The sequence below is a fragment of the Sulfurovum sp. XGS-02 genome (genome assembly GCF_023213175.1).
Lineage (GTDB): Bacteria > Campylobacterota > Campylobacteria > Campylobacterales > Sulfurovaceae > Sulfurovum.
Genome location: NZ_CP093312.1, coordinates 1964859 through 1989657, shown reverse-complemented (window position 1 = coordinate 1989657; position 24799 = coordinate 1964859). Strand labels below are relative to the sequence as shown.

Sequence of the window (24799 nt, the reverse complement as noted above, 5' to 3'; positions counted from 1 at the left end):
AGCTAATGTTTAAAACACTATCACGAAGTATTGCTCAAGTCCTGCTCCCCCCGCTGGGCTATCTTCTGATGCGTTTTTACTGGCTTACCTCTAAAAAAAACTTTCATATCATGGGTGAGATAAGCCAGGATCAGTCGATAGTGGTCTGTTGGCACGGTGAACTGCTGATGTCTCCCCAAGCCTATCGCCATTTTCATAAAAAACAGTCAGCTTCCGGGATCATCTCCAGGCACTTCGATGGCGAGATGATCGCAAGGATACTGATCTATTTCTCTATAGCGCCTTTGCGAGGCTCTAGTAGCCGTGGAGCCAAACAGGTACTCTTAGAAGCATTCAGGGCACTCAAAAAAGGGGATGACCTGCTGGTGACCCCTGATGGTCCCAGGGGGCCGCGCCACAGCATCAGTGATGGTGCTATCGCGTTGGCACATAAAGCCAAGGCACCGGTATTAACAGTCAATTATATACCTAAGGCGTATTGGCAGCTTGGAAGCTGGGACAAATTTCTTATTCCCAAACCTTTTACGACCATCGATTTCTATTTGGAGAGTGTCTCTTTGGAGGGTATGGAACTGGATGATGCCAGAAACTTCCTTAGAGAAAAAATGTTAACCCATACGGTGCATTAAGAGATGAAAGATAAACTTCAAGAGGCATCTGAGGAGTTTTTACATTATCTGTTTGACGTTAGAGGCTATTCTGAAACCTCTATAGTGACGTATGAGATAGTATTGAGGCAAATGCTCGAAGAGAGCCATGTGTATGAAGAAGATGGTATCACGGTGCTGGATATCACTCCTTTTCGTTTCAAGATCGTTAAAAATCATAAAAAGACCATTGTCAAAAAACTCTCTGCTATCCACTCTTTTACAAAATACCTCGAAGATCAGTGTCATCTGCGTATCAGACTTATAGGGGATGAGTCCATAAAGGTACCTCAAAGCCTCCCTAAGCCCGTTGAAGAGAACTATATAGAAGAGGTACTGAGTCATGCCAATATGGAGGAGAAACTGCTTATTTCTATGCTCTACGGATTGGGGTTGCGTATCTCTGAACTGAGTACTCTCAAACTTGAAGATATCAAAGGGGGATGGATACAGATCCATGGTAAAGGGAACAAGGTAAGAGAGCTGCCTTTGTTGGGCAGTTTGCAACAACTTATTACTTTGTATCTTAAGAGCAGATCTCCTAAAAAGTATCTGTTTGAAAAAGGTGCCGCACCTATGAACGCTGCACAGTTACGTTATATACTTACAAAACTTTTCAAGAGACAGGGCTTGAAAGTGACACCGCATCAACTGCGGCACTCTTTTGCCACGCATCTGCTCAATAACGGTGCACGTATCGCAGATGTGAGTGAACTTTTAGGGCACGAAACGATGGCAACTACACAGGTCTACACAAAGCTTGGAAGTGTCAAAAAAATGCAGGAGTACATGAAAGCACACCCTTTAGCCGATGCAAAAGAGCAGTAAGTGTGATCACTGGCTGAAGGTAAGCTCTGAAGGGTCAATATGTGCTTCAAAAAGGTAAGGCCTTATCTTCCCTGGTACTTTTAGTACCCTGCAGAGCTCTTTAAATTTCTTTGGCATATCGACTGTGAGATAGGGAGCAATGAAGAGCAGATCCTCTTGAAGTACGACACTCCACACTCCGCCTATGACCAAAGAGGATTCTTTCTCTATTTCCTGGCGCTGAGGAGCCGAGAGGAGGTAGCCCAGTTTTTTGAGTGTGAGATCCGCTGCTTTCACCTTAGCAGTGGGGGTATGCAGCTGGACAATGTGCAGCAGTTTGTTGCTGTAGATCGATTCAAAGCCGCTTTCCAGTATCTCTTTGTCTTTTCTCAAGTATACTATAGAGCGTTTGATACCCTCTTTGTATTCTGCTATCAGTGCATTGGAGAAGTGTTTTCTGAATTTATTGCGCTCATAGCTTTCATCCGTGTTGCTCTCATCCACAAAATAAGGATGTTCGTTGGTTTGCAGATACTCAAGCAACTCTTCTTTACTATAGGCAAGCAGTGGACGTATGAGGGCATAATGCCCTTTTTGTGTGATAGGTTCAAGGCCCAGAAGTTCACTTAAGCCTGCTCCTTTGCTAAGACGCATAAGTAGCCACTCCAGCTGATCATTGAGCTGATGGGCAGTGATCAGGGTATCGTAGCCTTCTATAGTGATAAGAGATTCAAAAAATTCATAGCGAAAGTCTCTAGCCTGTTTTTCAAAATGGCTGTGAAATGTAGGGGCTTTAATGCTGTGACAGTAGAGTTTATATTTTTTAGCAAGGGCTTTGGCATGCGCCTCTTCTTCATCACTCGTTTCGCGTGTACCATAATTGACGATGGCGATATCGAACTTTATATGGTGTTCCAGGAGTAAAAAGAAGAGTGCAGAGGAGTCCACACCTGCGGAAAAAGCCAATAAATTCTTTTTCCCTTTGAGGTGTGAGAGGTCGAGTGTGAGCATAGGCTGGTTTAGAGTGCCTTGATCAGTGTAGCAAGAAGTTGTGTACCCACCAGTTCAGTCACTTTTGCCTCATATCTTTTCCCATACTCAACAGGCAGGTCAGAGGTATCATTGATGAGGATCTCACCATCGATATCCACCGCCCAGATGAGCGGTCTTGCTGAAAGCAGGTATTCGTGTTCATCACTTTCGCCATCTATGACGACCGTAAGGGTTTGTCCGACCGTTTTTTCAAGCGACTTGAGCGTACTCTCTTCTGCGATCTCACCAAGAATTTGTGCTCTTTGGTCAATGGTCTCTTCATCGACCTGTTCCATGTTATAAGCAGCGGTTGTCTCTTCATTAGAGTAGTGGAAGGTGTTAAATCTGTCAAACTCGAAGGTTTCCATAAAGTCACACAGTCGCTGAAAGCTCTCTACACTTTCGCCAGGGTGTCCTGCGATCACAGAGGTACGTAAAAAGGCACCCGGTTTGCTTTTCATGTATTCAAGCAGTTCGATGGTCTTCTTCTCTCCGAACCCGCGTTTCATGGTTTTGAGCACCCCATCATCGATGTGCTGGATAGGCATATCATAATAGGTCTGGAATACATCAGAGTCCGCGATGGCATCGACAAGTGCAAAAGTTGTGGTACTAGGGTAAAGGTACAAGATACGTGCAGACTTGACACCCTCTATAGCTTCAACACCTTTGATGAGGTCGACCAGACCATCTTTAATCCCCATGTCACGTCCGTAGCTGGAGCTATCCTGAGAGATGAAAGAGAAGTCATAAAAGCCTTGGTCTACAAGGTTCTCTATCTCTTTGATGATGGAAGAGAGTGAGCGCGAATGCAGCTTTCCTTTAAAACTTGGGATCGCACAGAAAGAACATGCCTGGTTGCACCCTTCTGCTATCTTGATGTAGGCATGGTAGTTGGATCCTGTAATGACCCTTCCGGATGTTTCCGTAGCAAGGTAGACTTCCGGGCTGAAAGTACTCTGTTTAGAGGCGATCAGCTCATCGATCTTCTCGTAGTCACCTACACCGGTAAAGATGTCAATTTCAGGCATATCTGCCTGTAGCTCTTCTTTATAACGTTCGCTCAAACATCCGCTCATCACCAGGATAGAGTTCTCTTTACGTTCGTCATGCAGGTTCAGTACCGTGTTGATACTCTCTTCTTTGGCCGCATCGATGAATCCACAGGTGTTTACGATGATGACATCAGCCTCAGTATTGTCATCGGTGATCTCATACTCTTTCAGACGACCGAGCATCACTTCGCTGTCGACAAGGTTTTTAGTACAGCCAAGGCTGACCAAGTGTAATTTTTTACTGTTCATTAAAACTCATTTGTATTTTAAACTTTTTCAGCATTATAGCCAAAAGATAAAAAAATGTATAAGGTTGAAAAAATGTAAAAGGATTTAAGAAGTAAAAAGAGGTTAGAGCCAGGCAAAAGCCTGAACTCTAAAGCAAGTAAAACTTAAAGAAGTGATTCTTAGAAGTTGTAGTTTGCGATTAGACGTACAACGTTAAGTGAATCAGTCATTGCATCTGCATCAATATTTACGTAAGCAGCAGTTAGACCTAGAGCATCTGTAAGGTTTGTTGAATAAACAAGATCAAACTCATTTACATCACCTGTAACATCAGAATCAGTCATTGCATATGCAGCATTGAAGTTTCCTCCAAGTGCATCTACACCTGCACCAACAAGGATTTTAGAAGCATCTATTTCTAAAAGACCATTAACTAATTCGTTTGCAACTGTATTAGTATAAAGTGCTGAAGTTGTTCCACCTAGTTGTAACATTGCACCATCTTGTACATCAGAGTATGCAGCCATAAGGTTGAAACCACTTACTTCAGTAGTGATTTTTGCACCAAATGCAGTCATGTCATCTACAAAACTATCATTCATCAAAGTCCCACCTTGGATACCAAGACCAAAGCTTCCTGCATCGTATGCAGCATCACCCCATAGAATTTGAGTATCTTCTCCACCAATGTGCTCAGAACCATAGTAGTAAGAACCTGTCAATGTTAAATCTGCGATTGACTTGTTTTGTAGTGTTAACATATATACACCATCATCATCATTCAATGCATTGAAATCAGTTAGGTTAGTCATTCCAAAAGAGTTAACGTTACCGCCATATACCCATGCACCAACGATAGTTGTGTTTTCAATATCAGTGTTTACTACTAATACAGAATCAAATGTGTTTGCAAATACATTCCAGTTTTCTGAGTATGCAAATGGAGAAAGTGATTTTGGAAGTGTTTGACGACCCGCTTTGATGCTTGTGTTACCAAATCCGTAAGTCAAGTAAGCTTCTGAGATCCACCCACCGTCAGTTACATCATCAATATCATTTCCAGCTACTGGGTTTCCAGTAAGTTGCATAACACCATTTACTACACTATTTTCTAAGTTAAGAGTAGAAAGTCCATTTACTGCAAAACCTGCACCGATACCAGCAACTACATCGTTGTTAGTCGCTCTAAGTTGGATACCAGCGTCTGCTGCTGATGCTTCTTGGTCAAAAAGACTGTAGTCTCCATACCATTGGTCAGCTGTCTGGTAATAAACTACCGCGTTTCCACTAAATTCCCATGCAGATGCTGCTGCCGGTGCTTCTACTACTGGCTCAACTGGAGCGATATCTCCACCAGCCATGATCATTGTTGACGCTACTACTGAAAGTAATAATGTTTTTTTCATTGTAATCTCCTTGAATTTGTTTGAATACAGCATAAGTATAACCTAAATTCTTGAATAATGTCAATAAAATTAATAATTAGTTAACAAATAGTTAATAAATGTGAAGAGGTGTCGTATTTACGTAGAGTTTTGGGGTAACAATACAAATAATCAGCATAAGAAAATAGCGATTTTGACGTTGTTTTTAAGAAAAATGACTACTTTTTGAAGGTTTTGGTTAATGGATATGAATATTTTGAGGGTGATTATAAAAGATAATGGTGGCGCCAGACGGAATCGAACCGCCGACACAAGGATTTTCAATCCTTTGCTCTACCAACTGAGCTATGGAGCCAACTTAAAGAGAAGATCTCTGTTTAAGTGGATAGAATTATAACTGCATAAACTTAAAAAAATAGTATGTAACAGACAAAATAAATTATTTTTTTAAATTTTTCACCAGTTCTATAAAAGTCTCACCTCTGTGCTTGTAAGAGTTGAACTGATCAAAACTGGCTGCAGCAGGAGATAAGAGGGCAACACTCTCTTGTGTATGGACTTTATCTATCTGTTTGACTGCATTGTCTATGGTTTGTGACTCTACAGCATTAACATGGTATCTCTTTGCAAGGACCAAAAGTTTGTCAGAATTTGCCCCTATAGTATATAGTGTAAGGTTAAGCGGTGCCATGACCTCAAAAAGAGGTGTCAGGTCTACCCCTTTGTCATCTCCACCCAGTATGAGATGAATATGTTTGTCGGCATATCCTTTGACAGCCTGTATCGTAGCATCAAGATTGGTTGCTTTGGAGTCGTTCACCCAGAGTCTTCCCTGATCATCTTTGAACTCTTCTTGCCTGTGGGCATCGAGTACAAACGCATTCATCAGATCATAATCTGCTTCATCGAAAAGCACTTTGGTCACGGCAAGTGCTAGTAGGGCATCCTGTAAAAAAGCACCTTTGAAGCGTAACTGAGAGCTATCCAGCCCAAAATAGGCTTCAATAAATGCGTTGCTGTCATACTCAACGACATAGGCATGGGTCTTTGGAAGGTTCAGCCCTTTAGGCAGGAGTGCCAGTTCTCCTTCTTTCATAGTGAGCAGAGGTCTGAGTTTGTCTGCCTCGTACGCTTCAGCTGTTTCATGCCAGTCTAGATGATCGGGTGTGATAGGGAGTAAAAGATAGATGTCCGGTGAGGCCGTTTTGGTATGGTGCAGAGCGAACGAGGAGCTTTCCAAGACCCAAATAGGTGCATTGGTATCAAGATCTGCCAACGGTGTACCGATGTTCCCTCCGCTCAGGGCACCGCGTTTGGCCAAAAGGTGCGTAAGCATCTGTGTGGTGGTTGTTTTACCGTTGGTCCCCGATATCCAGATGCTAAAAGGCATCTCTTTGGCAAAGTAATCATATTCGCTGAGCAGGTTTTTAGCAGCTCTGATCAGCGGGTGAGTGGGTTTGAGGCTGGGTGTGGTGACTTCCAAAAGACTTTTATCCGGATCAAAAAGCGCAGAAGGAAGGATCTGATTCCCTGCTTCGTCAGTATAGGCTTCTGTGACATTGTCATCGAAAAAAGTACATCCGCCGCCTAGTTTTTTAGCGATCGCTTTGGTAGTGAGGCCGTAGCCGAAGAGTGTGGGCTTTGTCTTTTCCATATTATCTGAACTTAAAGGAGATGAGTGCAAGTATGTTTGCAATGAATGAGATCATCCAGAAACGGATGATGATCTTGTTTTCCGCCCATTTTTTGAGTTCAAAATGGTGATGAATAGGCGCCATGAGGAAGACACGTTTCCCACGCAGTTTGAAGCTTCCCACCTGTAGTATCACCGAGACGGTTTCAATGACAAAGATGATACCGATGAGGATAAGCAGGATCTCACTTTTTCCTAAAATGGCAAGATAGGCCAAAAAACCACCGATAGCAAGACTGCCGGTATCTCCCATGAAGATCTCTGCAGGGTAGCAGTTGTACCATAAGAAACCAAACAGACCACCGATAAGCGCGGCAGCAAGGATCATCACTTCCCCCACACCTTTGATGTTCGGAACCAGCAGATACTCACTGAATATGGCATGGCCTGTCACATAGATGATCAGCCCGAGTGAAACCAATGCAATGATAGAGGGTACCGTTGCCAGTCCATCAAGCCCATCGGTAAGGTTGACAGCATTGGTCGTAGCTAAGAAGACAAGTACCCAAAAAGGAATGGCTGCATACCCTAGATCAAAAAGAGGTGTTTTAAGAAACGGTATATAGAATTCTGTAGGGAATCCTCCGTAGAGAAGCAGGCCTGTAGCAGCTGCTGCAACGATGATCTGTAATCCCATTTTTCCCTTCGGTGTTAGGCCTTGCAGGTTGTCCCCCGCAAGTACTTTTCCCAGGTCATCTTTAAACCCGACCAAACCAAAACCTATGAGCGTGATAAGGCCGCCAAGTATGTAAATGTTGGATAGATCTACCGTAAGTAAGGCAGCAATGAGTGTAGAGACCAGGAATATTGCACCCCCCATGGTCGGCGTATGACGTTTTCCTTCATGTGCAGGGACATATTTGCTGATGGGTTGGTTTGCTTTTTTTGAGATAGCCCAGGCAAGGTATTTTGGCATGATAAAGAGTGTCAGCATAAAAGCGAGGAAAAATGCAACGCCTGCACGTACTGAGATGTATCCGAAAAGATTAATATCTAAGAGTTGGGAGAGTTCGTATAGCATGGTCAACTTTCGTTTAAAATTTTGTATTAAAGATTTAAGAAAGTTTATTTTACTATTATTTCAATTAAATACTACGAAAAGAAAAAATATGAAACAAAAAACAGTTTTGATCATCACCGATGGTATCGGGTGTAAGCCTGACAGTACATGTAATGCATTTAAAGACGCTACAAAACCTACCTATGATAGACTTTTTGAAACAGCACCAAGAGCACTTATCTCTACACATGGTTTGAGCGTAGGACTGCCTGAAGGACAGATGGGAAACTCTGAAGTAGGGCATATGACCATAGGCTCTGGTCGTATTTTGTACCAGGACCTGGTCAAGATCTCTTTGGCACTTGAAGATGGAAGTATAGAAAAAAACCAAGCACTCAATGATATTTTAGGAAAGAGTGACCGTGTGCATTTGATAGGTTTGCTGAGTGATGGAGGCGTGCACTCCCATATAGAACATACGATCGGATTGGCAAAACTTGCAAAAAACAGAGGGAAAAATGTCTTTTTACATTTGATCACAGATGGTAGAGATGTGAGTCCTACTTCAGCTAAAACCTATGTGAGTCAAATAGAAGAGATCTGTGATGATGATATCTCCATCGCGACCATAGGCGGCCGATTCTTTACGATGGATCGTGATAACCGTTGGGAGAGAGTCGAAAAAGGGTATCGTGCTATTGCCGAGGCTGCACCGTCAACATCACTAAGCCCGGAAGCGTATATTGATGCGAGTTATGCAAAGAATGAAACCGATGAGTTTATGGAACCTGTTGCCTTTGGAGCATATGGTGGGATGGAAGAGGATGATGTAGTTCTTGTGACGAATTTCCGTTCAGACAGGGTACGGGAGATCACAACAGCTTTGGGAGATGCACATTTTGATGAGTTTGCATGCAAGGATATACCGCTCAATATCGCAACGATGACAAAATATGATGCAACATTTCCTTACCCGATACTTTTCCCTAAAGAGACACCGAAACATACCTTGGCAGAAGTGGTCAGTGATGCAGGACTGAGACAACTTCATACAGCAGAAACAGAAAAGTATGCCCATGTGACCTTCTTTCTAAATGGCGGTGTGGAAGAGCCTATGGTAGGAGAGAGCAGAGTACTCATCCCTAGCCCTGATGTGAAAACCTATGATATGAAACCAGAGATGTCTGCACCAGAGGTAGGTGAAGCCGTACGTACGGCGATGGATGAGTCTTATGATCTTATCGTAGTGAATTTTGCCAATGGAGATATGGTAGGTCATACGGGTAACTATGAAGCAGCACGCCAGGCAGTCCATGCCGTGGACACGGAACTGGGGTTGATACTCAGTAAAGCAAAAGAGGATGGTTATGCCGTGGTACTTACTTCTGATCATGGGAACTGTGAAGAGATGAGAGACAGTGAAGGACATATCTTGACCAACCATACGGTAGGTGAAGTATGGTGTTTTGTTATCGCTGAAGGTGTAACAGAAGTGAAAGAGGGGTGCGGGTTGAATAATGTTGCACCTACGGTCCTTAAATTGATGGGATTGGAGATACCAGAAGAGATGGATGCACCGCTGATCTAAGACACTTTCAGATCAGCAGGAAAAAAGCGCCTTTTTGATCTTTTCAAATTCCTCATAATCATTAGGTTTGATCGTATCTGAGTAGATAATATGATTCAGCTGTTCGAGGATATGCATCTTACTGAGTTTATCATCACATAAAGCCTCATTGATAATGGCAATGTGCTCATCAAGATCATACTCTTCGTGCAATGTTTCTTTTAAAAATGTTTTTGCTTCCTCAGGACCGCAACCAAAATCCATTTCCATCAGTTTACAATAAAGCGGGCTTTCTTTTTCGATATCCCTATCATCAATTTTGATGATATGGGCAAGTAAGGTAGCTACTGATTTTTTAATTTTATTTTCCATGCATCTGTCCTTTCTGCAATTGTACCATAAAAACATGGTACAATTTTATCAAAAGTATAAAAAAAGGGTCAAAATGAAATTTACAGGTCATAATGTTTTAGTCACAGGAGCAAGCAGAGGGATAGGTGCAGAGATAGCGAAAAGGCTTGCAAATTTTGGTTTGAAAGTTTGGATCAATTATCGTTCCGGAGAGGCTGAAGCAAATGCTGTAAAATCTGCCATAGAAGCTGAAGGTGGGAAAGCTGAAGTGATAGGTTTTGACGTAAGTGATGATGAAGCTTTTGTTGCAGCAGTGAAGAGCATCGTAGAAACAGATGGTGAACTTGCGTATCTTGTAAACAATGCAGGTATTACCAAAGATAAACTGGCGATGCGTATGAAAACGGAAGAGTTCATGGATGTGATCAATGCAAACCTCACATCCACATTCATAGGGTGTCGTGAAGCGCTCAAAGTGATGGGGAAAAAGCGTTTTGGTTCTGTGGTGAATATCTCTTCTATCGTAGGTGAAACAGGGAATGCAGGACAGACGAATTATTCGGCAAGTAAAGGCGGAACGATCGCGATGACAAAAAGTTTTGCGATAGAAGCTGCACCTAGAAACATCCGTTACAATACGATCACTCCGGGTTTTATCGCGACAGAGATGACGGATGTGCTTAAAGATGAGGTAAAAGATGCGTTCACAGCCAAGATACCAATGGGTCGATTCGGTGAACCTAAAGAGGTCGCTGAAGCCGTAGCATTTTTACTCTCTGACCACTCTTCTTACATTACAGGTGAGACACTGAAAGTGAATGGCGGGATGTTTATGTAGTCTCTACAAAAATTTTCAACGAAAATTTTTCTTAACAAAATACCACAACAGCAATACAGCGATAGCTATGAATACACCTATCATCAGTATGTCACTGTATGCGACCAGTTCTTCTTCAAAATTCTTGATCAGATAGATCCATATATTAATAGCAACAAAGGTACTTGTAAGTACAATAGCCAGAGTCACACGATGCCGAAATCCGATCAAAAATCCTACAAAACTTCCCGCCACCGGACCGGTCATGGCAAAAGGTGTCAATACAAATAAAATGAGTCCAACAACACCGTAGCGTTTAATAAGGGGCTCATATTTATGGGCATTTATCTTAGAACGTTCCAGGTATCGGCTAAGTGGCGGATAAGAGAGGACGTCAAGCTTGTTCCAGCTGAAGACGAAGAGCGGATATAAGATGAGCACCATAATGGATTCAATGAAAAAGTTGAAGAGCACAAGAAAAGTAGTGTTCATCTGTGAGGCAACACCTATAGAGAGTCCTGCCATTCGTCCAAATATGACATTCGTGATCGTGATACTGAGCAGTTCTTGAAAATAATCTGAGTAAAAAATAGCGCAAAGTAAAACAAGAATGAAGTAGCCGCCTAATAACATAAGTCCAAGAAGCAAGATTTGCCCCTCTTTATGTTTTAAAAATGATTGATCGAGTTTCAACAATATACCTTCCGTCTGGTCTATGGAATAGAAGTATAGCATGAAATTGCCCTATCATGTAAATAACTTTGAGGTATAATCACAAAGGAAATATCAAAGAAAAGGAAAGCATTGGCACGGATACTGGTATTAGAAGATGACAAACTGTTCAATGAAACCCTGGAAGACTTTTTAGAGGAAGAGGGGCATATCCTGCATTGTGCTTTAGATCCTTACACTGCACTGGACCTTACCTATGAACATGTATTTGATCTCTATCTTTTTGATGTTAATCTACCGTATGAAAACGGTTTTGAACTTTTAGAAAAATTACGACAAAGCGGTGATGAGACCCCTTGTATCTTTATTACATCCAGAGAAGATAAGGCATCGCTAAAAGAGGGGTTTGAAAAAGGAGGGGATGATTACATCCATAAGCCTGTCGATCTGGATGAGCTTTTCTTACGTATACAGGCGGTGTTACGTAGACAGGTACGCAGTCAGATCGTACAGATAGGGACGTATCGGTTCGATATCTTGACAAAGACCCTGTACCAGAATGATAAGGCACTGGAGTTGAGTCTTAAAGGGAGTGAACTTCTTCTGACATTGTTGGAAGGTCAGGGACGTGTGGTTCCTTTAGAGCAGATCAAAGAGCGTCTTTGGAGCTCTTCGGAAGAAGCAAGTGACGGGGCGTTGAGAGTCTATATCGCGCAACTTAAAAAATATTTTCCTACCCAGATACAGAATGTACGCGGGGTAGGGTACCAGATGAGCATTAAATGAGAAAAGAGATCATTTTTGGTACGGTCATCTACTTTGTGACTATGTTTACGCTGCTGACTGCAGTGTATCGTTTTTTAGGCAATTGGAATATCACTGAGTTTAATTTTTTTATCGCAGGTGCTTTGGTTTTGCTGGTGGCCATAGGATGGGGATATGTGCTCTCTACACTGATCTTTGCACCTAAAAAACAGATGGAAGATACACTGACTTCTTTGACCAATGATATTATTCATGAACTTAATATCCCTCTTTCTACGATCAAAGCCAATACATCCATGTTAAAAAAAACAATGGAAGATGAGAAGTCTTTAAAGCGTATCAAGCGTATAGAAGATGCCAGTGTAAGACTCAAAAAGCTCTATGATGAGTTGGTCTACAGCATCCATAAAGAGATGCATACGATAGAAAAAGAGCGGTTTGATCTTCAATCGTTAATTGAAGAGCGGGTTGAAGTATTTAAAGATCAGAAACGAAATCCTTTTGAACTCAATTTAGAACAGTATGAGATAGAAGTGGACAAGATAGGTTTTGAACAGATGTTTGACAATATTGTCTCCAATGCAATGAAGTACTCTTCCAAAGATGCACCGATACTTGTGACATTGAACAACCATATCTTAAGTGTGGAAGATCAGGGTGTGGGCATGGGAACCACAGAACTTTTACGTGTACATGAACGCTATTATCAGGCAGATGATAGAAAAGACGGGGATGGCATAGGACTTGCTCTGGTCAAAGCATATTGTGATGAAGAGGGCATAGAGATCCATTTCAAGTCGGAAAAAGGCGTTGGAACAACCGTGAGTTTAAATATGTCAAAGGTGCATGCTACTTAATACTATAATTTTATATTATTTTTTATATAAATTTCACACTTACTTAACACTTCTCGACTATCATTGTATAAATATAGTAAAGGAGAGTATAAATTGATGAAAAGTAGTTTACTCAAAAGTTTGTTGGTTAGTGGTCTAGTGTTGAGTATCATGGGATGTGGTGGATCTTCTTCGACCATTGAAGAAATTGTAGCATCTGATTTACCAGCTGAAATTACAGATGCACTTGATAGTCCAAAATCAAATTTATCTCAAGACTTAATGAACACATTAGCTTATATGGGTAATGAAGAAAGACTTGCCTATGATGTCTATAATGCTCTATATGATCAATATGGTACAGAACAATTTACGAAAATCGCAACAAATGGGGAACATCAACATATTACTGCGGTACAAGAGCTTATTCAAAAATATAAACTCAGTGATGATGTGAATTTTACGAATATTGATCTACCGGCATTAGGTTACATCAATACCCCTATAGAAGAGATGGATGCAGGTATATATGATATTGCAGCTATACAAACACTTTATGATGATCTTGTTGCACAAGGGTCGGCATCTGAAATAGAGGCGTTGAAGGTAGGATGTATTATTGAAGTTGTAGATGTTAATGATTTAAATCGCGATATTGCATTAGCAGAGTCTGAAGGTGCAACAGATATTGTTACCGTATTCAGTTTCTTACGTGATGGTAGCTACAATCACTATTGGTCATTTGATAAAGGGCTTAAAAATCAAGGTATTGCTGAAGGTTGTTGTTCTCTTGGTAGTGAATATTGTCATCCTGAGTACCCAAATATAAAGTAATAAAAATATTTATTTCACTTAACACTTAATTAACACTTCTTTGTCATAATTCTTTTACGTCGAAATAAGTGGAATGCAGAAGGTATTTTGTATAAGGATGATACCCCCTCACTAAATACAAACTCCTTCTGTGCTTTTTAACACTTCCTTAACGTTTTTCCGTCATAATACATCCCAAAAAAGACTCTTCTATGCTAAATATGTTAAAACATCGCCATTTTATCTCTTATTTTAGCACTACCCTTATATACCTTTTGACCATAAGTTTGTTCTTTTATATGCAGGAACATTATCTCGTGTCAACAAAAAAAATAGAAGAGAAAACGACACAGCTTTGTTTGTGTTCTTTTCAACCTGAAGTTGTTTCTACCGTAGAACAGGTGGAACAAGAGGAGATAGAGGAAGAAAAAGAGATAGAGAAACCTATCGTTGAAGAAGAACCTGTAGTTGAGGAAGAGCCTGTTGTAGAACCTAAGATCATAAAAGAACCGATCCCGGAAAAAGCACCTGAAGTCAAAAAGGAGCCTGCTCCTGAACCAGTAGCAGAAAAAGTGATACCTAAACCGATCGTAAAAGAGGTCAAGAAAAAAACGAAAAAGAAGAGTGCCAAGAAAAAACAGAGAAGACAAAAAGCTTCTTCACGAAAAGCAAATATCACTCCTGCACAGAAAAATCAATTTCTTGCGAATATCAGAAATAAAATAAACAAGCATAAGTCGTATCCTCGTATTGCAAAAAAGAGAGGTATGCAAGGTACGGTCAAGGTTGAATTCACTATTCTGAGAAATGGAAATGTAGGAAATATCTCTGTAAGTGGGCCCAAAGTATTTCACCGGTCTGCACGTAATGCTGTAAAAAGTGCATTTCCTATAGATACAAAAAATGCGCCTATTTCGCTACCAAAGAGTATAAATATTTCACTTCTCTATCAAATCAGATAGATTTAACACTTAATTAACACAACTATGACACCATAACTCAAATTAATTGAGGAGAGTTATATGAAAAAAGGGATTTACCTCTCTTTGGTATGTTCAGTATGTTTGAATGCTGCCGAAGTAGAGTTGGAAACGATAAACGTAGCCACCAAAGTAGATACAGAAGTAGTGAAAGATGTAAGCGGGGAAGACATCAAGTCAGCCGATCTGGGAGAAGCGCTGTTTAAACAGTCAGCAAGTGTATCCCTTGTAAGAAGATCAGGTGTAGCGAATGATATCATCTTAAGAGGACAAAAGAAAGACAATATCAATATCACGATAGACGGTACGAAAGTCTATGGTGCCTGTCCTAACAGAATGGATCCACCGGTCTCTCATATATTGACAAACAATGTGGATTATATCGAGATCAATGAAGGTCCGTTCAATGTAGAAGATTTCGGTTCACTCAGTGGAGATGTAAAGATACATACTATCAAACCAGAAGAAGAATTTGCTGGAGAACTAAACTTAGGCCTCGGTAGCTGGGGGTACCAAAAAGGTGCATTCTCTTTGAGCGGAGGAACAGATACGGTAAAAGTTTTGCTCAGTGGTTCTACGGAAAAAAGTGAACAGTATGAAGATGGTGACAGGAATGATTTTTCAGAGCAGATGGAAGCGGCTGCAGTTCCTATGGGAACACGTTATCAGCCAATACACCAGGATATGGATGCGTATACGAAAAAGACATTTATGGCAAAACTTTTTTGGGATATCGCTGAAAATCAGGAATTAAGGTTCAGCTATACTGCTAACAGAAGTGATGATGTTCTTTATCCTTCTTCTAAAATGGATGCCTTGTATGATGATTCAGATATCTATAATGCAGAATATATAGCAAAAGATCTTGGTAAATACTCTAAAGAGTTGAATGTACAAGTCTATCAGTCTGAAGTGGACCACCCTATGACTACGAGATATAGAGTCATGGCTGATTCGAATGCTTCTGCAAGTATGCAAGATGGTATTTGGGATTCGAAGAGAGCAATGACATCTCACTTGACAACAAAGATGCAGGGGGCAAAACTAAAAAACAGTTTTGATGTAGATAATCATAGTGTTACAGCAGGGCTTGATTATAGTATCAGAAACTGGGATGGCAGATATTATATGGATTATAATCCTATGATGACATTCCCGAAAAGTATTGATGATGCAGATACCAAAAATATGGGTGTGTTCATGAAAGATGAAATATCATTAGATAAATTGAAACTAGACCTTGCACTTCGTTATGACCATACAAAAATCACTAATAACAATAGTACACAACAAGATAATACCTATAATGAACTCACAGGGTATATATTCGGGACATATCAGGCAAATGAGAGTACCAAATATTTTGCTGGAGTTGGTAGATCATCCAGAGTACCTGATGCCAGAGAACTTTATTTTATAAGTAGCAAAGGCAAGGTGATTGGAACAGACAACTTACAAAATACAGTGAATTATGAGTTTGATATAGGGGCAGAAAAGCAGTATGAAAATGCTATGATCAAAGTCAAAGCATTCTATTCTAGACTAGATGATTTTATTGCTTATAATTCTACTTTAACACACTTTGAGAATGTTGATGCAACGATTTACGGTTTTGATCTCGGTGGTAGCTACATTGCAACAGATGCACTCTATTTTGATTACGGTATGTCCTATCAAAGAGGCAGAAAGGAAAATCCTCTTGGTGGACAGATAGATAAAGATATGCCAGAAATACCACCATTTAAGTTGAACGCTGCTGTCAATTATGACTATGATGATACATTGAAATTAAAAGCAGAAGTGATTGCATCAGACAGATGGTCGGATTTTGACTTTGACAATGGTGAGCAAGAGTTGGATGCCTATGCGGTAGTTAATTTGAAAGGAACCAAAGCATTTGGTAAAAACTTTGAACTGACTGTGGGAGTGGACAATGTGCTGGATAAAACTTATGCAGTATCGAACACGTATAAAGATTTGACGCTTCTTTCTACAGGTACAGAAGGTGATGTAATGCTTATGAATGAACCTGGACGTTATTTTTATACAAACATAAAATATAAATTTTAATATATACTACCGGGAAGAGAACTCCTTTTCTCTTCCTTCCTACCTTATTAAAAAATCAACTTTACGATAGTACAAATGGCTATTTTATGAAAAGTATAAGCTTTTTATACTTTTTTTGTTATAATTACCCGTATTTTTAACAAACTTAAGGAGAAAGTCAATGGCATTATTTGATGATGTAAAAGAAGTAGTTGTTGAGCAGCTAAATGTGAGCCCAGATGAGGTTAAAGAGGAATCTAAATTCGTAGAAGATCTTGGGGCTGATAGTCTTGATGTTGTTGAGTTGGTAATGGCACTTGAAGAGAAATTCGATATCGAAATCCCTGATGACCAAGCAGAAGCAATCGCAACTGTAGCTGACGCTATCAAATTTATCGAAAACGTATAAGTTAAGTTCCCCTTCGGGGACTTGTAAAATATATATGAGTATTTCAAAAAATATTCATATATATTTTACATAAAATGGAATAGGAGAGCCAGTGAAAAGAGTTGTAGTTACAGGTTTAGGGATGATAAATTCTCTAGGACTAGATAAAGAAAGTGCATTTTCTGCGATCATAGAAGGGAAATGCGGTATCAAAAATATCGAGGCATTTGATACAGAGAAACATGCTGTTAGTATCGCTGGTGAAATAACAGACTTTGACCCACTCACTGTACTTGACGCAAAAGAGGCAAAGAAAGCAGACAGATTTATACAACTTGGTCTTAAAGCTGCTTTGGAAGCTATGGAAGATGCGAAACTTTCGGAAGACGTAGATATGGAGAGATTCGGTGTGGCTTCTGCTTCAGGGATCGGTGGATTACCAAATATCGAAAAGAACTCAGTGGTATGCGCAACAAAAGGACCAAGAAGGATCTCTCCGTTCTTCATCCCCTCTTCTCTTGTGAATATGCTGGGTGGATTTATCTCTATCTATCAAGGACTTAAAGGACCGAACCTTTCATCAGTCACTGCTTGTGCTGCAGGTACACATGCGATCGGTGAGGCGGCAAAGTCTATCATGGTCGGTACGGCAGATAAAATGTTGGTCGTTGGTGCAGAGTCTGCTATTTGTGAAGTGGGTATCGGTGGATTTGCTGCAATGAAAGCACTCTCTACAAGAAATGATGATCCTCAGACAGCTTCTAGACCATTTGACAGTGATCGTGATGGTTTTGTCATGGGTGAAGGTGCCGCTGCACTGGTATTAGAGAGTTATGAAGATGCAGTTGCAAGAGGTGCGACGATCTATGGTGAACTGATCGGATTTGGTGAAAGCGGTGATGCAAACCATATCACTACACCAACGATGGATGGACCTCTTCGAGCGATGAAGGGTGCATATAAGATGGCAGGTGAGCCAAAAGTAGACTATGTCAATGCACATGGTACATCAACGCCGATCAATGACAAAAATGAAACAGCAGCGATTAAAGAGTTGTTTGGCGGCAAAGAGAACTGTCCTCCGGTAAGTTCTATCAAAGGTCAAGTGGGTCACTGTCTAGGTGCAGCAGGTGCCATAGAAGCAGTGGTATCTCTTATGGCTATGAGAGACGGTGTACTTCCTCCGACGATCAACTATACAACACCAGATGAAAACTGTGATTTGGATTATGTACCTAATGAAGCTAGAAAAGCAGATATCAATATTGTGATGAGTAATTCATTTGGTTTTGGTGGAACAAACGGCGTAGTTATCTTTAAGAAGATATAAGGGTTTATGCATGGCAACTTATTTAGACTTTGAGAGCAAAATTGAATCGATACAAGAAGAGCTTGTATCGGCACAAGCCATAGAAAATATCGAGGCTGTAAATAAGTATCAAGCTGAGCTGGACAAAGAAGTACAAAAGACGTATGGTTCACTGAGTGACTTTCAGAAACTTCAACTTGCCCGCCACCCGGATAGACCTTATGCTTTGGACTACATCAGACTTTTGATGGATGATGCCTATGAAATCCATGGTGATCGTGCATTTAGAGATGACCCTGCTATCTTATGTTACATCGGTTGGATCAATGGACAGAAGACGATGCTTATCGGTGAACAAAAAGGACGTGGTGTTAAAAATAAGATCAAAAGAAACTTTGGTATGCCGAATCCTGAAGGGTACAGAAAAGCGCTGCGTGCAGTCAAAATGGCAGAAAAATTTGACATTCCTGTACTGATGCTTATAGACACTCCGGGTGCATATCCTGGGCTTGGAGCAGAAGAGAGGGGTCAGAGTGAGGCGATTGCTAAAAACCTGTTTGAATTTGCTTCTGTAAAAGTACCTATGGTCTCTGTGGTGATCGGTGAAGGTGGTTCAGGTGGTGCACTTGCTATCGGTGTTGCAGATAAGCTTGCTATGATGCGGTATTCTGTATTTGCCGTTATCTCACCTGAAGGGTGTTCTGCGATCTTATGGAATGACCCAAGCAAAGTAGAAGCTGCGACGAAAGCATTGAAGATCACACCAAACTATCTGCTTGAACATGGGTTGGTAGATGATGTACTGGATGAGCCTTTGATAGGTGCACATCGTGATAAAGAGAGAGCAGCAGAGGTACTGAAAAAGTATTTCCTAGAGAGTGTACAAGCACTAAGAGAACTTTCTGAAGATGAAATGCTTGATCAGCGCTACAAAAGACTTACTGCTGTCGGTGCATTCAGCGAATAGTGACTAACATTTTTTTATGATACACGAGATAGCCCAAACCATTGTCTCTTACATTGGTGATATGGGCTACTGGGGTATCTTTCTTCTTATGTTTCTTGAGAGTACCTTTTTCCCCTTTCCCAGTGAAATTGTAATGATACCCGCAGGGTATTTGGCATTCAAAGGTGAAATGAATCTTTATTTGGTAGTTTTAGCAGGTATCATGGGCTCTGTAGGCGGAGCACTTTTTAACTACTACCTGGCGATACATTTTGGAAGAAAATTCATCTTACGTTATGGAAAATACTTTTTCATCAAAGAAGAAACCTTAGATAAACTCGAAGCTTTTTTCATCAAACACGGGGAACTCTCCACATTTAATGGAAGACTCATCCCGGGTATACGCCAACTGATCTCTCTACCTGCCGGACTTGCACGTATGAATATGGTTAAATTTGCTTTTTATTCGGGATTGGGTGCTGGTATTTGGGTGATCGTTTTAGTGGCCTTAGGGTATCTGCTGGGCTCAAATGAAGCACTGATCTCTGAGTATCTTCACTCTGCCACACTGATCGCACTCTTTTGTGTCGTATTGATCACACTTTTCTATATCGTAAGACATAAAAGAAGACAAAAGATATTGGAAGATTAGTTCAATATCCAAGCGACATATCGTTTTTTCTTGATCGTTGTTCTCTTTAAGGCTTTCAATACCTTCTCTATGATTGTATGATGCAGGGCAACATATGATCTGGTATCTGTGATATGTATCTTTCCAACCATTTTCGAGTCAATACCTATCTCTTTACATAATGTCCCGAGTATATCCCCTGCACGAAGCTTGGTTTTCTTACCGCCGTTAATACAGAGTGTATCATACTCGGAGACCATTTTAAAGGCTGCATCTACACGTAAATCTCTCATCTGTGCAGTACGTGCAGCAGAGGTGATATAAGCACATTTATCACTCTCCTTTGGACCATAGAGTGAGATGGCTGTACCTTTGGCATCTGCGCGTCCAGTACGACCGATACGGTGCGTGTAGACCTCCTGGTCAAAAGGCAGATCATAGTTAATGACCAGTGCAATGTCTTTGATATCCAAACCTCTTGAGGCAACATCTGTTGCTACCATGATGCGTTTGGAACCGTTGGAAAAAGCGATCACCGATTCATTTCGGTCTCTCTGATCCAGATCACCGTGTATGTCTATCACAGAGTGCCCGCGTTGATGTAACGTATCGGTTAGAGAGATGACTTCTGCCTTGGTGTTACAAAAAATAAGGAGGGATTCTGGTTTGTAGGATTGGATCAGGGCTGTAAGTGTCTTCAGTTTATCAGAGGTTTCATAGACGATTTCATCTATCTTATTGTCCTCTTGGACCGTGTCCACTTTCATGGTAATAGGGTGTTTCAACAGTGCCTTAGCGAGTTTTTCTATTTTATCGGGAAAAGTCGCTGAGAAGAGCAGGGTTTGTTTTGTACGTGGGATGTTGGAAGTTATCTTGATCATCTCATCATAAAAGCCCATATCCAGCATACGATCTGCTTCATCGAGTACCACTGTTTTAATACTCTCAAGTACAAGTGTTCCTTTAGCCAAGTGATCTTGGATCCGTCCGGGTGTACCGATGAGTATATGAGCCCCCTTGGCCAGGGATTCAGCCTGTGCACGAAGCGGTACACCACCATAGAGTGTAAGTATTTTTAGGTTGGGCTTGTAGGCTGCAACTTTTCTCAGTTCAACAGCTACTTGATCTGAGAGTTCACGTGTTGGGGTAAGGATAAGAGTTTGTGGTTTATTGTAATGGGTATCAGTATGTATCACACAGGGTAATCCAAAGGCCAATGTTTTTCCGGAACCTGTTTTGGATTGTGCCAAGATGTCCTTACCCTCTAGGATAGGGTTAATAGCCTTTTCCTGTATTTCGGTCATCGTAGTGAAATTCAGTATATCCAGTGTCTCTAAAAGTGCCTCAGGGAATGCTTCTATGCTCTTAAACGTCGCCATACTATTTCACTTCGAAGGTAGCATCCTGGATCAGTACTTTATAAAAGTACCCATATCCAAAATCTTGGTTGACAACGACTTTACCTGTGGCAATGACCTTGTCTCCTGCTTTGACAGCGGCTGAAGCAGTGGTAAATACAAGATCATCGGTAAGTTCTTTCTCGATACCTGTGCCATCACCTAAGTGAACCCAGTCACGTTTCATGATCTGATGGGACACTTTAAATACTTTACCTTCCAGGGAGATAGTCTGACCTTCGAGACTCTTTCTCCACATATGTACCTCTTCAACTGTATAACTCTCTTTTTTTACAAATGGTTTTGCAGGTTTTTCTTCAACTTCGGATGACATACCCCTCCCCATACCTTTATGAGGATCTTTACTGCTAAGCCCCAACATATCTTTCATGCTTTTAGGTTTTTGGACTTTTTGAGGAAGATAGACATCTGAGGCAAAGATGATCTCTTTAAATGTTTTACCCAAAGATTTACTTTCAAAGTCATGCATAATGGTTCTTTTATCATATCCGATCCTGTCACCCACAGCAACCGGTGCATTTACGATGGCAACCCAATGTTGGGTACCGTTTTCATCGACTTTAAGATATTTGTATCCCATGGCATTTTGTATCTTTAATACTTTTCCATAATAGATATTTTGGGGTTCTACAGCATGGATTGTTGTAAACAGGGTAATGAGTATGAGTGGTAATAATTTCATAAGAGTTCCTATAATTGATTAAAGATATTATAGGGTAAGAAGGTTAATATATGGGCAAGTGCCCATAGGTGTTGAAGATTATGATTATGCCTGAGATTTTTTATAGTCCAAGATCATTTTATAGGCTTCGTCTTTTAAAAGAAGTTTTTCCTTTTTAAGTGTTTCAAGCTCTACATCTGTTAAAACTGTACGACCGGCTTCAGCATCTTCTACTTGTTGATCCAATGCATTGTGTTTATCAAAGATATTTGCAAAGTGTGCATTGCTTTGTTTAAGTTCGTGTATTTCGTCTCTGTATTCGTGTAACATGTTTATTCCTCGTATTAAGATTTCCATATTATAACTTTTTTGTGTTGGCAAAAAGTTAAAATGAACACTTTTTACGTTCTATATTCTGCATTTATTTTTACATATTCGTAACTCAGATCACAGCCGTATGATGTATAACTTGCATCACCTAAGCCGATGTCACAAGTGACTTTAAAATGCTCTTGTTTCATGATCTCGTATGCCTTCTCTTCACGCACCTGATCCAACTCTCTACATTCACTGGAGTAGATAAGAAGGTCATCATAGTGTATGGTAAGGGTTTCATCATCACAGGCTATACCTGAAGCACCTATGGTGGAAGCGATACGCCCCCAGTTCGGGTCTTCTCCGAAGAGTGCAGTCTTTACAAGAAGCGAGTTACTCAATGCCATACTTGCTCTCTTTGCGTCTTCTTCGCTCTTGGCACCCTTGACTTCAAAGGCCACCAGTTTGTTTGCACCTTCTCCATCTTTGAGTATAAGCATGGCCAGTTCAAACATGATCTTATTAAGGGCCTCGGCAAAGGCTGCTTTGTCGTAATGGGCACTTTGTCTGTTCGACAGTAACATGACCGTATCATTGGTCGATGTATCACCATCTACAGAGATACGGTTAAATGAACCCTCTGTTGCCCCTGTGAGCAGTTCATCCATGTCAGACTTGGGGATGTTGGCATCTGTGATGATAAAACAGAGCATGGTTGCCATTGCAGGGTTGATCATGCCTGCACCTTTACAGATAGCTGCAATGTTAAAAGCGTTACCGTTTGCAAGTACCACTTTATATGCCATCTCTTTTTTGAAGCTGTCCGTCGTCATGATGGCACGGGCTGCCTGATGCGAATTTGAAGCATTGAAATCCAGTCTATCAAACGCCGAGGTGATCTTCTCTATAGGCAAACGGTACCCTATGACACCTGTAGAGCTCATCACAGGATTCAGAACATTTTGTTTGCTACTGAGTGTCGACATAATGGATTCTATATCTTCTATCCCTTTATCTCCCGTCATGGCATTGGCATTTTTTGCATTGATGAGGACAAAATCGGTTTGAAACCCTTTAGGATATTTTTGAAAATGTTTGATGGGTGCCGCTTGAAATGTATTACTCGTAAAGACAGCGGATATGTCACAAGGCTGTTCACTTCGTATAAAGGCAACATCACCATCTAGTTCAGAAGCATTAGAGTCGGCAGGTTGTTTTCTCATACCGACATTGGTCGCACCACAGAAGAACCCTGCGACATTCTCCAGACCGTTTTCAAGTGGAATAAGCTTATACATATTTAAGTTCCTCAGGTTTTTCTTTTTTACGGATGATTTTTTTCGCTTTAGCGATACCTTCACCCGTACCGATGAGTAAAAGCTTGGATTCTGGCATGATGATCGTATCTCCTTTAGGCATAGGGATAAATCTGCCATCTTTTTGACGTATACCGATCACCGTCACATTGGCGACATCTCTGAAACGTGCAGTTTTGATTTTCTTCAGTGCAAGCCATGAAGTTTTAAACACTTTTCCCTCTTCCATATCAAGAGGGGTATCTGTTTTATAAAGAAATTCCTGGAGAAGATTTTCCATGTCCGGACGTGCTGCCATAGCATTGATACGTTGCGCCATGAGCTTCGTTGCAGTGACAACCTTGTCCGCTCCCAGTTTAAGCAGTTTTTGATCATCTTCACTGCTTTTGGCATTGGCAATGATAAGGAACTTTTTCCCGCGGTGTATCTCGGATTCATAGAGTCTGGCAGAAGCAATGGTCGCAATGTTGTCTGCAATATTGTCTGCAAGCGTGATCACACCTTTGGCCGAAGAGAGGTGTGACTTCAAGATACCTTCTTCTGTGTGGGGTTCAGCTGTTACAAAGTAAGGGTAATGGTATTTTTTTGCTATCTCTTCCATGTCTTCTCTAGGATCAACCACCACAAAAGGGATGTGGTTCTCACGAAGTTGTTTGGTTACCTGTATCGTAAATTCATTATGATAACAGACAACAAAATGGTGTTTAAGTCTAGCAATTTCGTAAAGCATTTTACGCTCCTTGGCTGTTTTTTGAAATTCACCTTTTTTGACGACTTCTGCAATAATACCCACGGCAATAGAAAAGACAACAAAGCCAAAGATAATAAGGGTGATGGTGAAAATGCGTCCCATATCTGATATGGGTTTTATCTCTCCGAAACCTACGGTAGTAAATGTGATACCTGTCTGGTAAATGGCATCCATAAGTGGAAAACCGTCAATAAGCATATAACCCATCGTACCGATCAGCATAACAATTACGGTTAGTATAAGGGGTAGTCTAAAAGGGGCTAAATGACCATAATACTCATCATTTAGTGTAATATGAGGTTTGGGTGCGCTTCTCCAGTTGAGAAACTTTTTAAATTTTTGTGTGGCTTTCAAAGCCGGAGTCCCA

Annotated in this window: 25 protein-coding genes and 1 tRNA gene; 13 read left to right on the top strand and 13 right to left on the bottom strand. The window is 40.9% G+C overall.

Annotation, left to right across the window (positions count from 1 at the left end; genetic code table 11):
• The first annotated feature begins 5 nt into the window (after positions 1–5).
• Both MN086_RS09845 and MN086_RS09840 read left to right on the top strand, forming a co-directional pair.
• Positions 6–629, top strand: a complete 624-nt coding sequence (locus MN086_RS09845) for a lysophospholipid acyltransferase family protein (protein WP_248575833.1) — start codon at positions 6–8, stop codon at positions 627–629.
• A 3-nt stretch (positions 630–632) separates the two neighbouring features.
• On the top strand, positions 633–1475 hold the full coding sequence (locus tag MN086_RS09840) for a tyrosine-type recombinase/integrase (protein WP_248575832.1): 843 nt from the start codon (positions 633–635) through the stop codon (positions 1473–1475).
• Between the two features lie 6 nt (positions 1476–1481).
• Here MN086_RS09840 and tilS read toward each other — a convergent pair whose 3' ends face one another.
• The 6 genes from tilS to mraY form a co-directional block, all read right to left on the bottom strand.
• On the bottom strand, positions 1482–2465 hold the full coding sequence (gene tilS / locus MN086_RS09835; protein ID WP_248575831.1) for a tRNA lysidine(34) synthetase TilS: 984 nt from the start codon (positions 2463–2465) through the stop codon (positions 1482–1484).
• Positions 2466–2473: 8 nt separating this feature from the next.
• The gene (rimO, locus tag MN086_RS09830) at positions 2474–3790 is read right to left on the bottom strand and encodes a 30S ribosomal protein S12 methylthiotransferase RimO (protein ID WP_248575830.1); all 1317 of its coding nucleotides are present in this window, start codon (positions 3788–3790) and stop codon (positions 2474–2476) included.
• Between the two features lie 158 nt (positions 3791–3948).
• Complete coding sequence (locus tag MN086_RS09825; RefSeq protein ID WP_248575829.1) at positions 3949–5175, bottom strand: hypothetical protein; 1227 nt, start codon at positions 5173–5175, stop codon at positions 3949–3951.
• Between the two features lie 258 nt (positions 5176–5433).
• Positions 5434–5509: transfer RNA gene (locus MN086_RS09820), tRNA-Phe, on the bottom strand.
• An 84-nt stretch (positions 5510–5593) separates the two neighbouring features.
• On the bottom strand, positions 5594–6808 hold the full coding sequence (murD, locus tag MN086_RS09815; RefSeq protein ID WP_248575828.1) for a UDP-N-acetylmuramoyl-L-alanine--D-glutamate ligase: 1215 nt from the start codon (positions 6806–6808) through the stop codon (positions 5594–5596).
• Position 6809: 1 nt separating this feature from the next.
• Positions 6810–7868: a phospho-N-acetylmuramoyl-pentapeptide-transferase gene (gene mraY / locus MN086_RS09810; protein WP_248575827.1), complete on the bottom strand. Its 1059-nt coding sequence runs from the start codon at positions 7866–7868 to the stop codon at positions 6810–6812.
• An 88-nt stretch (positions 7869–7956) separates the two neighbouring features.
• On the opposite strand from mraY, the gene gpmI reads away from it, so the two are divergent.
• The gene (gene gpmI, locus MN086_RS09805; protein ID WP_248575826.1) at positions 7957–9435 is read left to right on the top strand and encodes a 2,3-bisphosphoglycerate-independent phosphoglycerate mutase; all 1479 of its coding nucleotides are present in this window, start codon (positions 7957–7959) and stop codon (positions 9433–9435) included.
• A 12-nt stretch (positions 9436–9447) separates the two neighbouring features.
• Here gpmI and MN086_RS09800 read toward each other — a convergent pair whose 3' ends face one another.
• Positions 9448–9786: a hypothetical protein gene (locus MN086_RS09800; RefSeq protein ID WP_248575825.1), complete on the bottom strand. Its 339-nt coding sequence runs from the start codon at positions 9784–9786 to the stop codon at positions 9448–9450.
• A 73-nt stretch (positions 9787–9859) separates the two neighbouring features.
• Between MN086_RS09800 and fabG the strand changes: the two genes are divergently transcribed.
• Complete coding sequence (gene fabG, locus MN086_RS09795) at positions 9860–10603, top strand: 3-oxoacyl-ACP reductase FabG (protein WP_248575824.1); 744 nt, start codon at positions 9860–9862, stop codon at positions 10601–10603.
• A gap of 15 nt (positions 10604–10618) precedes the next feature.
• Here fabG and MN086_RS09790 read toward each other — a convergent pair whose 3' ends face one another.
• Positions 10619–11317 carry a small multi-drug export protein gene (locus MN086_RS09790; RefSeq protein WP_248575823.1) on the bottom strand — a complete coding sequence of 233 codons (699 nt, stop codon included), beginning with the start codon at positions 11315–11317 and terminating at the stop codon, positions 10619–10621.
• A 69-nt stretch (positions 11318–11386) separates the two neighbouring features.
• On the opposite strand from MN086_RS09790, the gene MN086_RS09785 reads away from it, so the two are divergent.
• The 9 genes from MN086_RS09785 to MN086_RS09745 all read left to right on the top strand — a co-directional run bounded on the left by MN086_RS09785 (position 11387) and on the right by MN086_RS09745 (position 19992).
• Positions 11387–12040, top strand: coding sequence for a response regulator transcription factor (locus MN086_RS09785; RefSeq protein ID WP_248575822.1), 654 nt, complete (start codon positions 11387–11389; stop codon positions 12038–12040).
• Positions 12037–12876: a HAMP domain-containing sensor histidine kinase gene (locus MN086_RS09780; protein ID WP_248575821.1), complete on the top strand. Its 840-nt coding sequence runs from the start codon at positions 12037–12039 to the stop codon at positions 12874–12876. Before MN086_RS09785 ends, MN086_RS09780 begins: the two co-directional genes overlap by 4 nt.
• Positions 12877–12972: 96 nt before the next feature.
• Positions 12973–13689 carry a DUF2202 domain-containing protein gene (locus tag MN086_RS09775; RefSeq protein WP_248575820.1) on the top strand — a complete coding sequence of 239 codons (717 nt, stop codon included), beginning with the start codon at positions 12973–12975 and terminating at the stop codon, positions 13687–13689.
• A gap of 296 nt (positions 13690–13985) precedes the next feature.
• The gene (locus MN086_RS09770; protein WP_248575819.1) at positions 13986–14630 is read left to right on the top strand and encodes an energy transducer TonB; all 645 of its coding nucleotides are present in this window, start codon (positions 13986–13988) and stop codon (positions 14628–14630) included.
• A gap of 60 nt (positions 14631–14690) precedes the next feature.
• A complete protein-coding gene (locus MN086_RS09765) occupies positions 14691–16718 on the top strand; it encodes a TonB-dependent receptor (RefSeq protein ID WP_248575818.1) in 2028 nt (675 codons plus the stop codon).
• A 160-nt stretch (positions 16719–16878) separates the two neighbouring features.
• Positions 16879–17106 carry an acyl carrier protein gene (gene acpP / locus MN086_RS09760; protein ID WP_008244620.1) on the top strand — a complete coding sequence of 76 codons (228 nt, stop codon included), beginning with the start codon at positions 16879–16881 and terminating at the stop codon, positions 17104–17106.
• 91 nt (positions 17107–17197) lie between these two features.
• Positions 17198–18415, top strand: coding sequence for a beta-ketoacyl-ACP synthase II (locus MN086_RS09755; RefSeq protein ID WP_248575817.1), 1218 nt, complete (start codon positions 17198–17200; stop codon positions 18413–18415).
• Between the two features lie 10 nt (positions 18416–18425).
• Positions 18426–19361 carry an acetyl-CoA carboxylase carboxyl transferase subunit alpha gene (gene accA, locus MN086_RS09750; RefSeq protein ID WP_248575816.1) on the top strand — a complete coding sequence of 312 codons (936 nt, stop codon included), beginning with the start codon at positions 18426–18428 and terminating at the stop codon, positions 19359–19361.
• 16 nt (positions 19362–19377) lie between these two features.
• On the top strand, positions 19378–19992 hold the full coding sequence (locus MN086_RS09745; RefSeq protein ID WP_248575815.1) for a DedA family protein: 615 nt from the start codon (positions 19378–19380) through the stop codon (positions 19990–19992).
• On the opposite strand, the gene dbpA is transcribed toward MN086_RS09745, so the two are convergent.
• The 5 genes from dbpA to MN086_RS09720 all read right to left on the bottom strand — a co-directional run bounded on the left by dbpA (position 19989) and on the right by MN086_RS09720 (position 24786).
• Positions 19989–21350, bottom strand: coding sequence for an ATP-dependent RNA helicase DbpA (gene dbpA, locus MN086_RS09740; RefSeq protein ID WP_248575814.1), 1362 nt, complete (start codon positions 21348–21350; stop codon positions 19989–19991). The genes MN086_RS09745 and dbpA overlap by 4 nt on opposite strands.
• Position 21351: 1 nt before the next feature.
• Complete coding sequence (locus MN086_RS09735; protein ID WP_248575813.1) at positions 21352–22071, bottom strand: hypothetical protein; 720 nt, start codon at positions 22069–22071, stop codon at positions 21352–21354.
• Positions 22072–22155: 84 nt separating this feature from the next.
• Positions 22156–22380 carry a YdcH family protein gene (locus MN086_RS09730; protein WP_248575812.1) on the bottom strand — a complete coding sequence of 75 codons (225 nt, stop codon included), beginning with the start codon at positions 22378–22380 and terminating at the stop codon, positions 22156–22158.
• 71 nt (positions 22381–22451) lie between these two features.
• Entirely contained in the window at positions 22452–23663 is a 1212-nt protein-coding gene (gene argJ / locus MN086_RS09725) for a bifunctional glutamate N-acetyltransferase/amino-acid acetyltransferase ArgJ (protein ID WP_248575811.1), read from the bottom strand.
• A complete protein-coding gene (locus MN086_RS09720) occupies positions 23656–24786 on the bottom strand; it encodes a TrkA family potassium uptake protein (protein WP_248575810.1) in 1131 nt (376 codons plus the stop codon). Before MN086_RS09720 ends, argJ begins: the two co-directional genes overlap by 8 nt.
• Between the last annotated feature and the right edge of the window lie 13 nt (positions 24787–24799).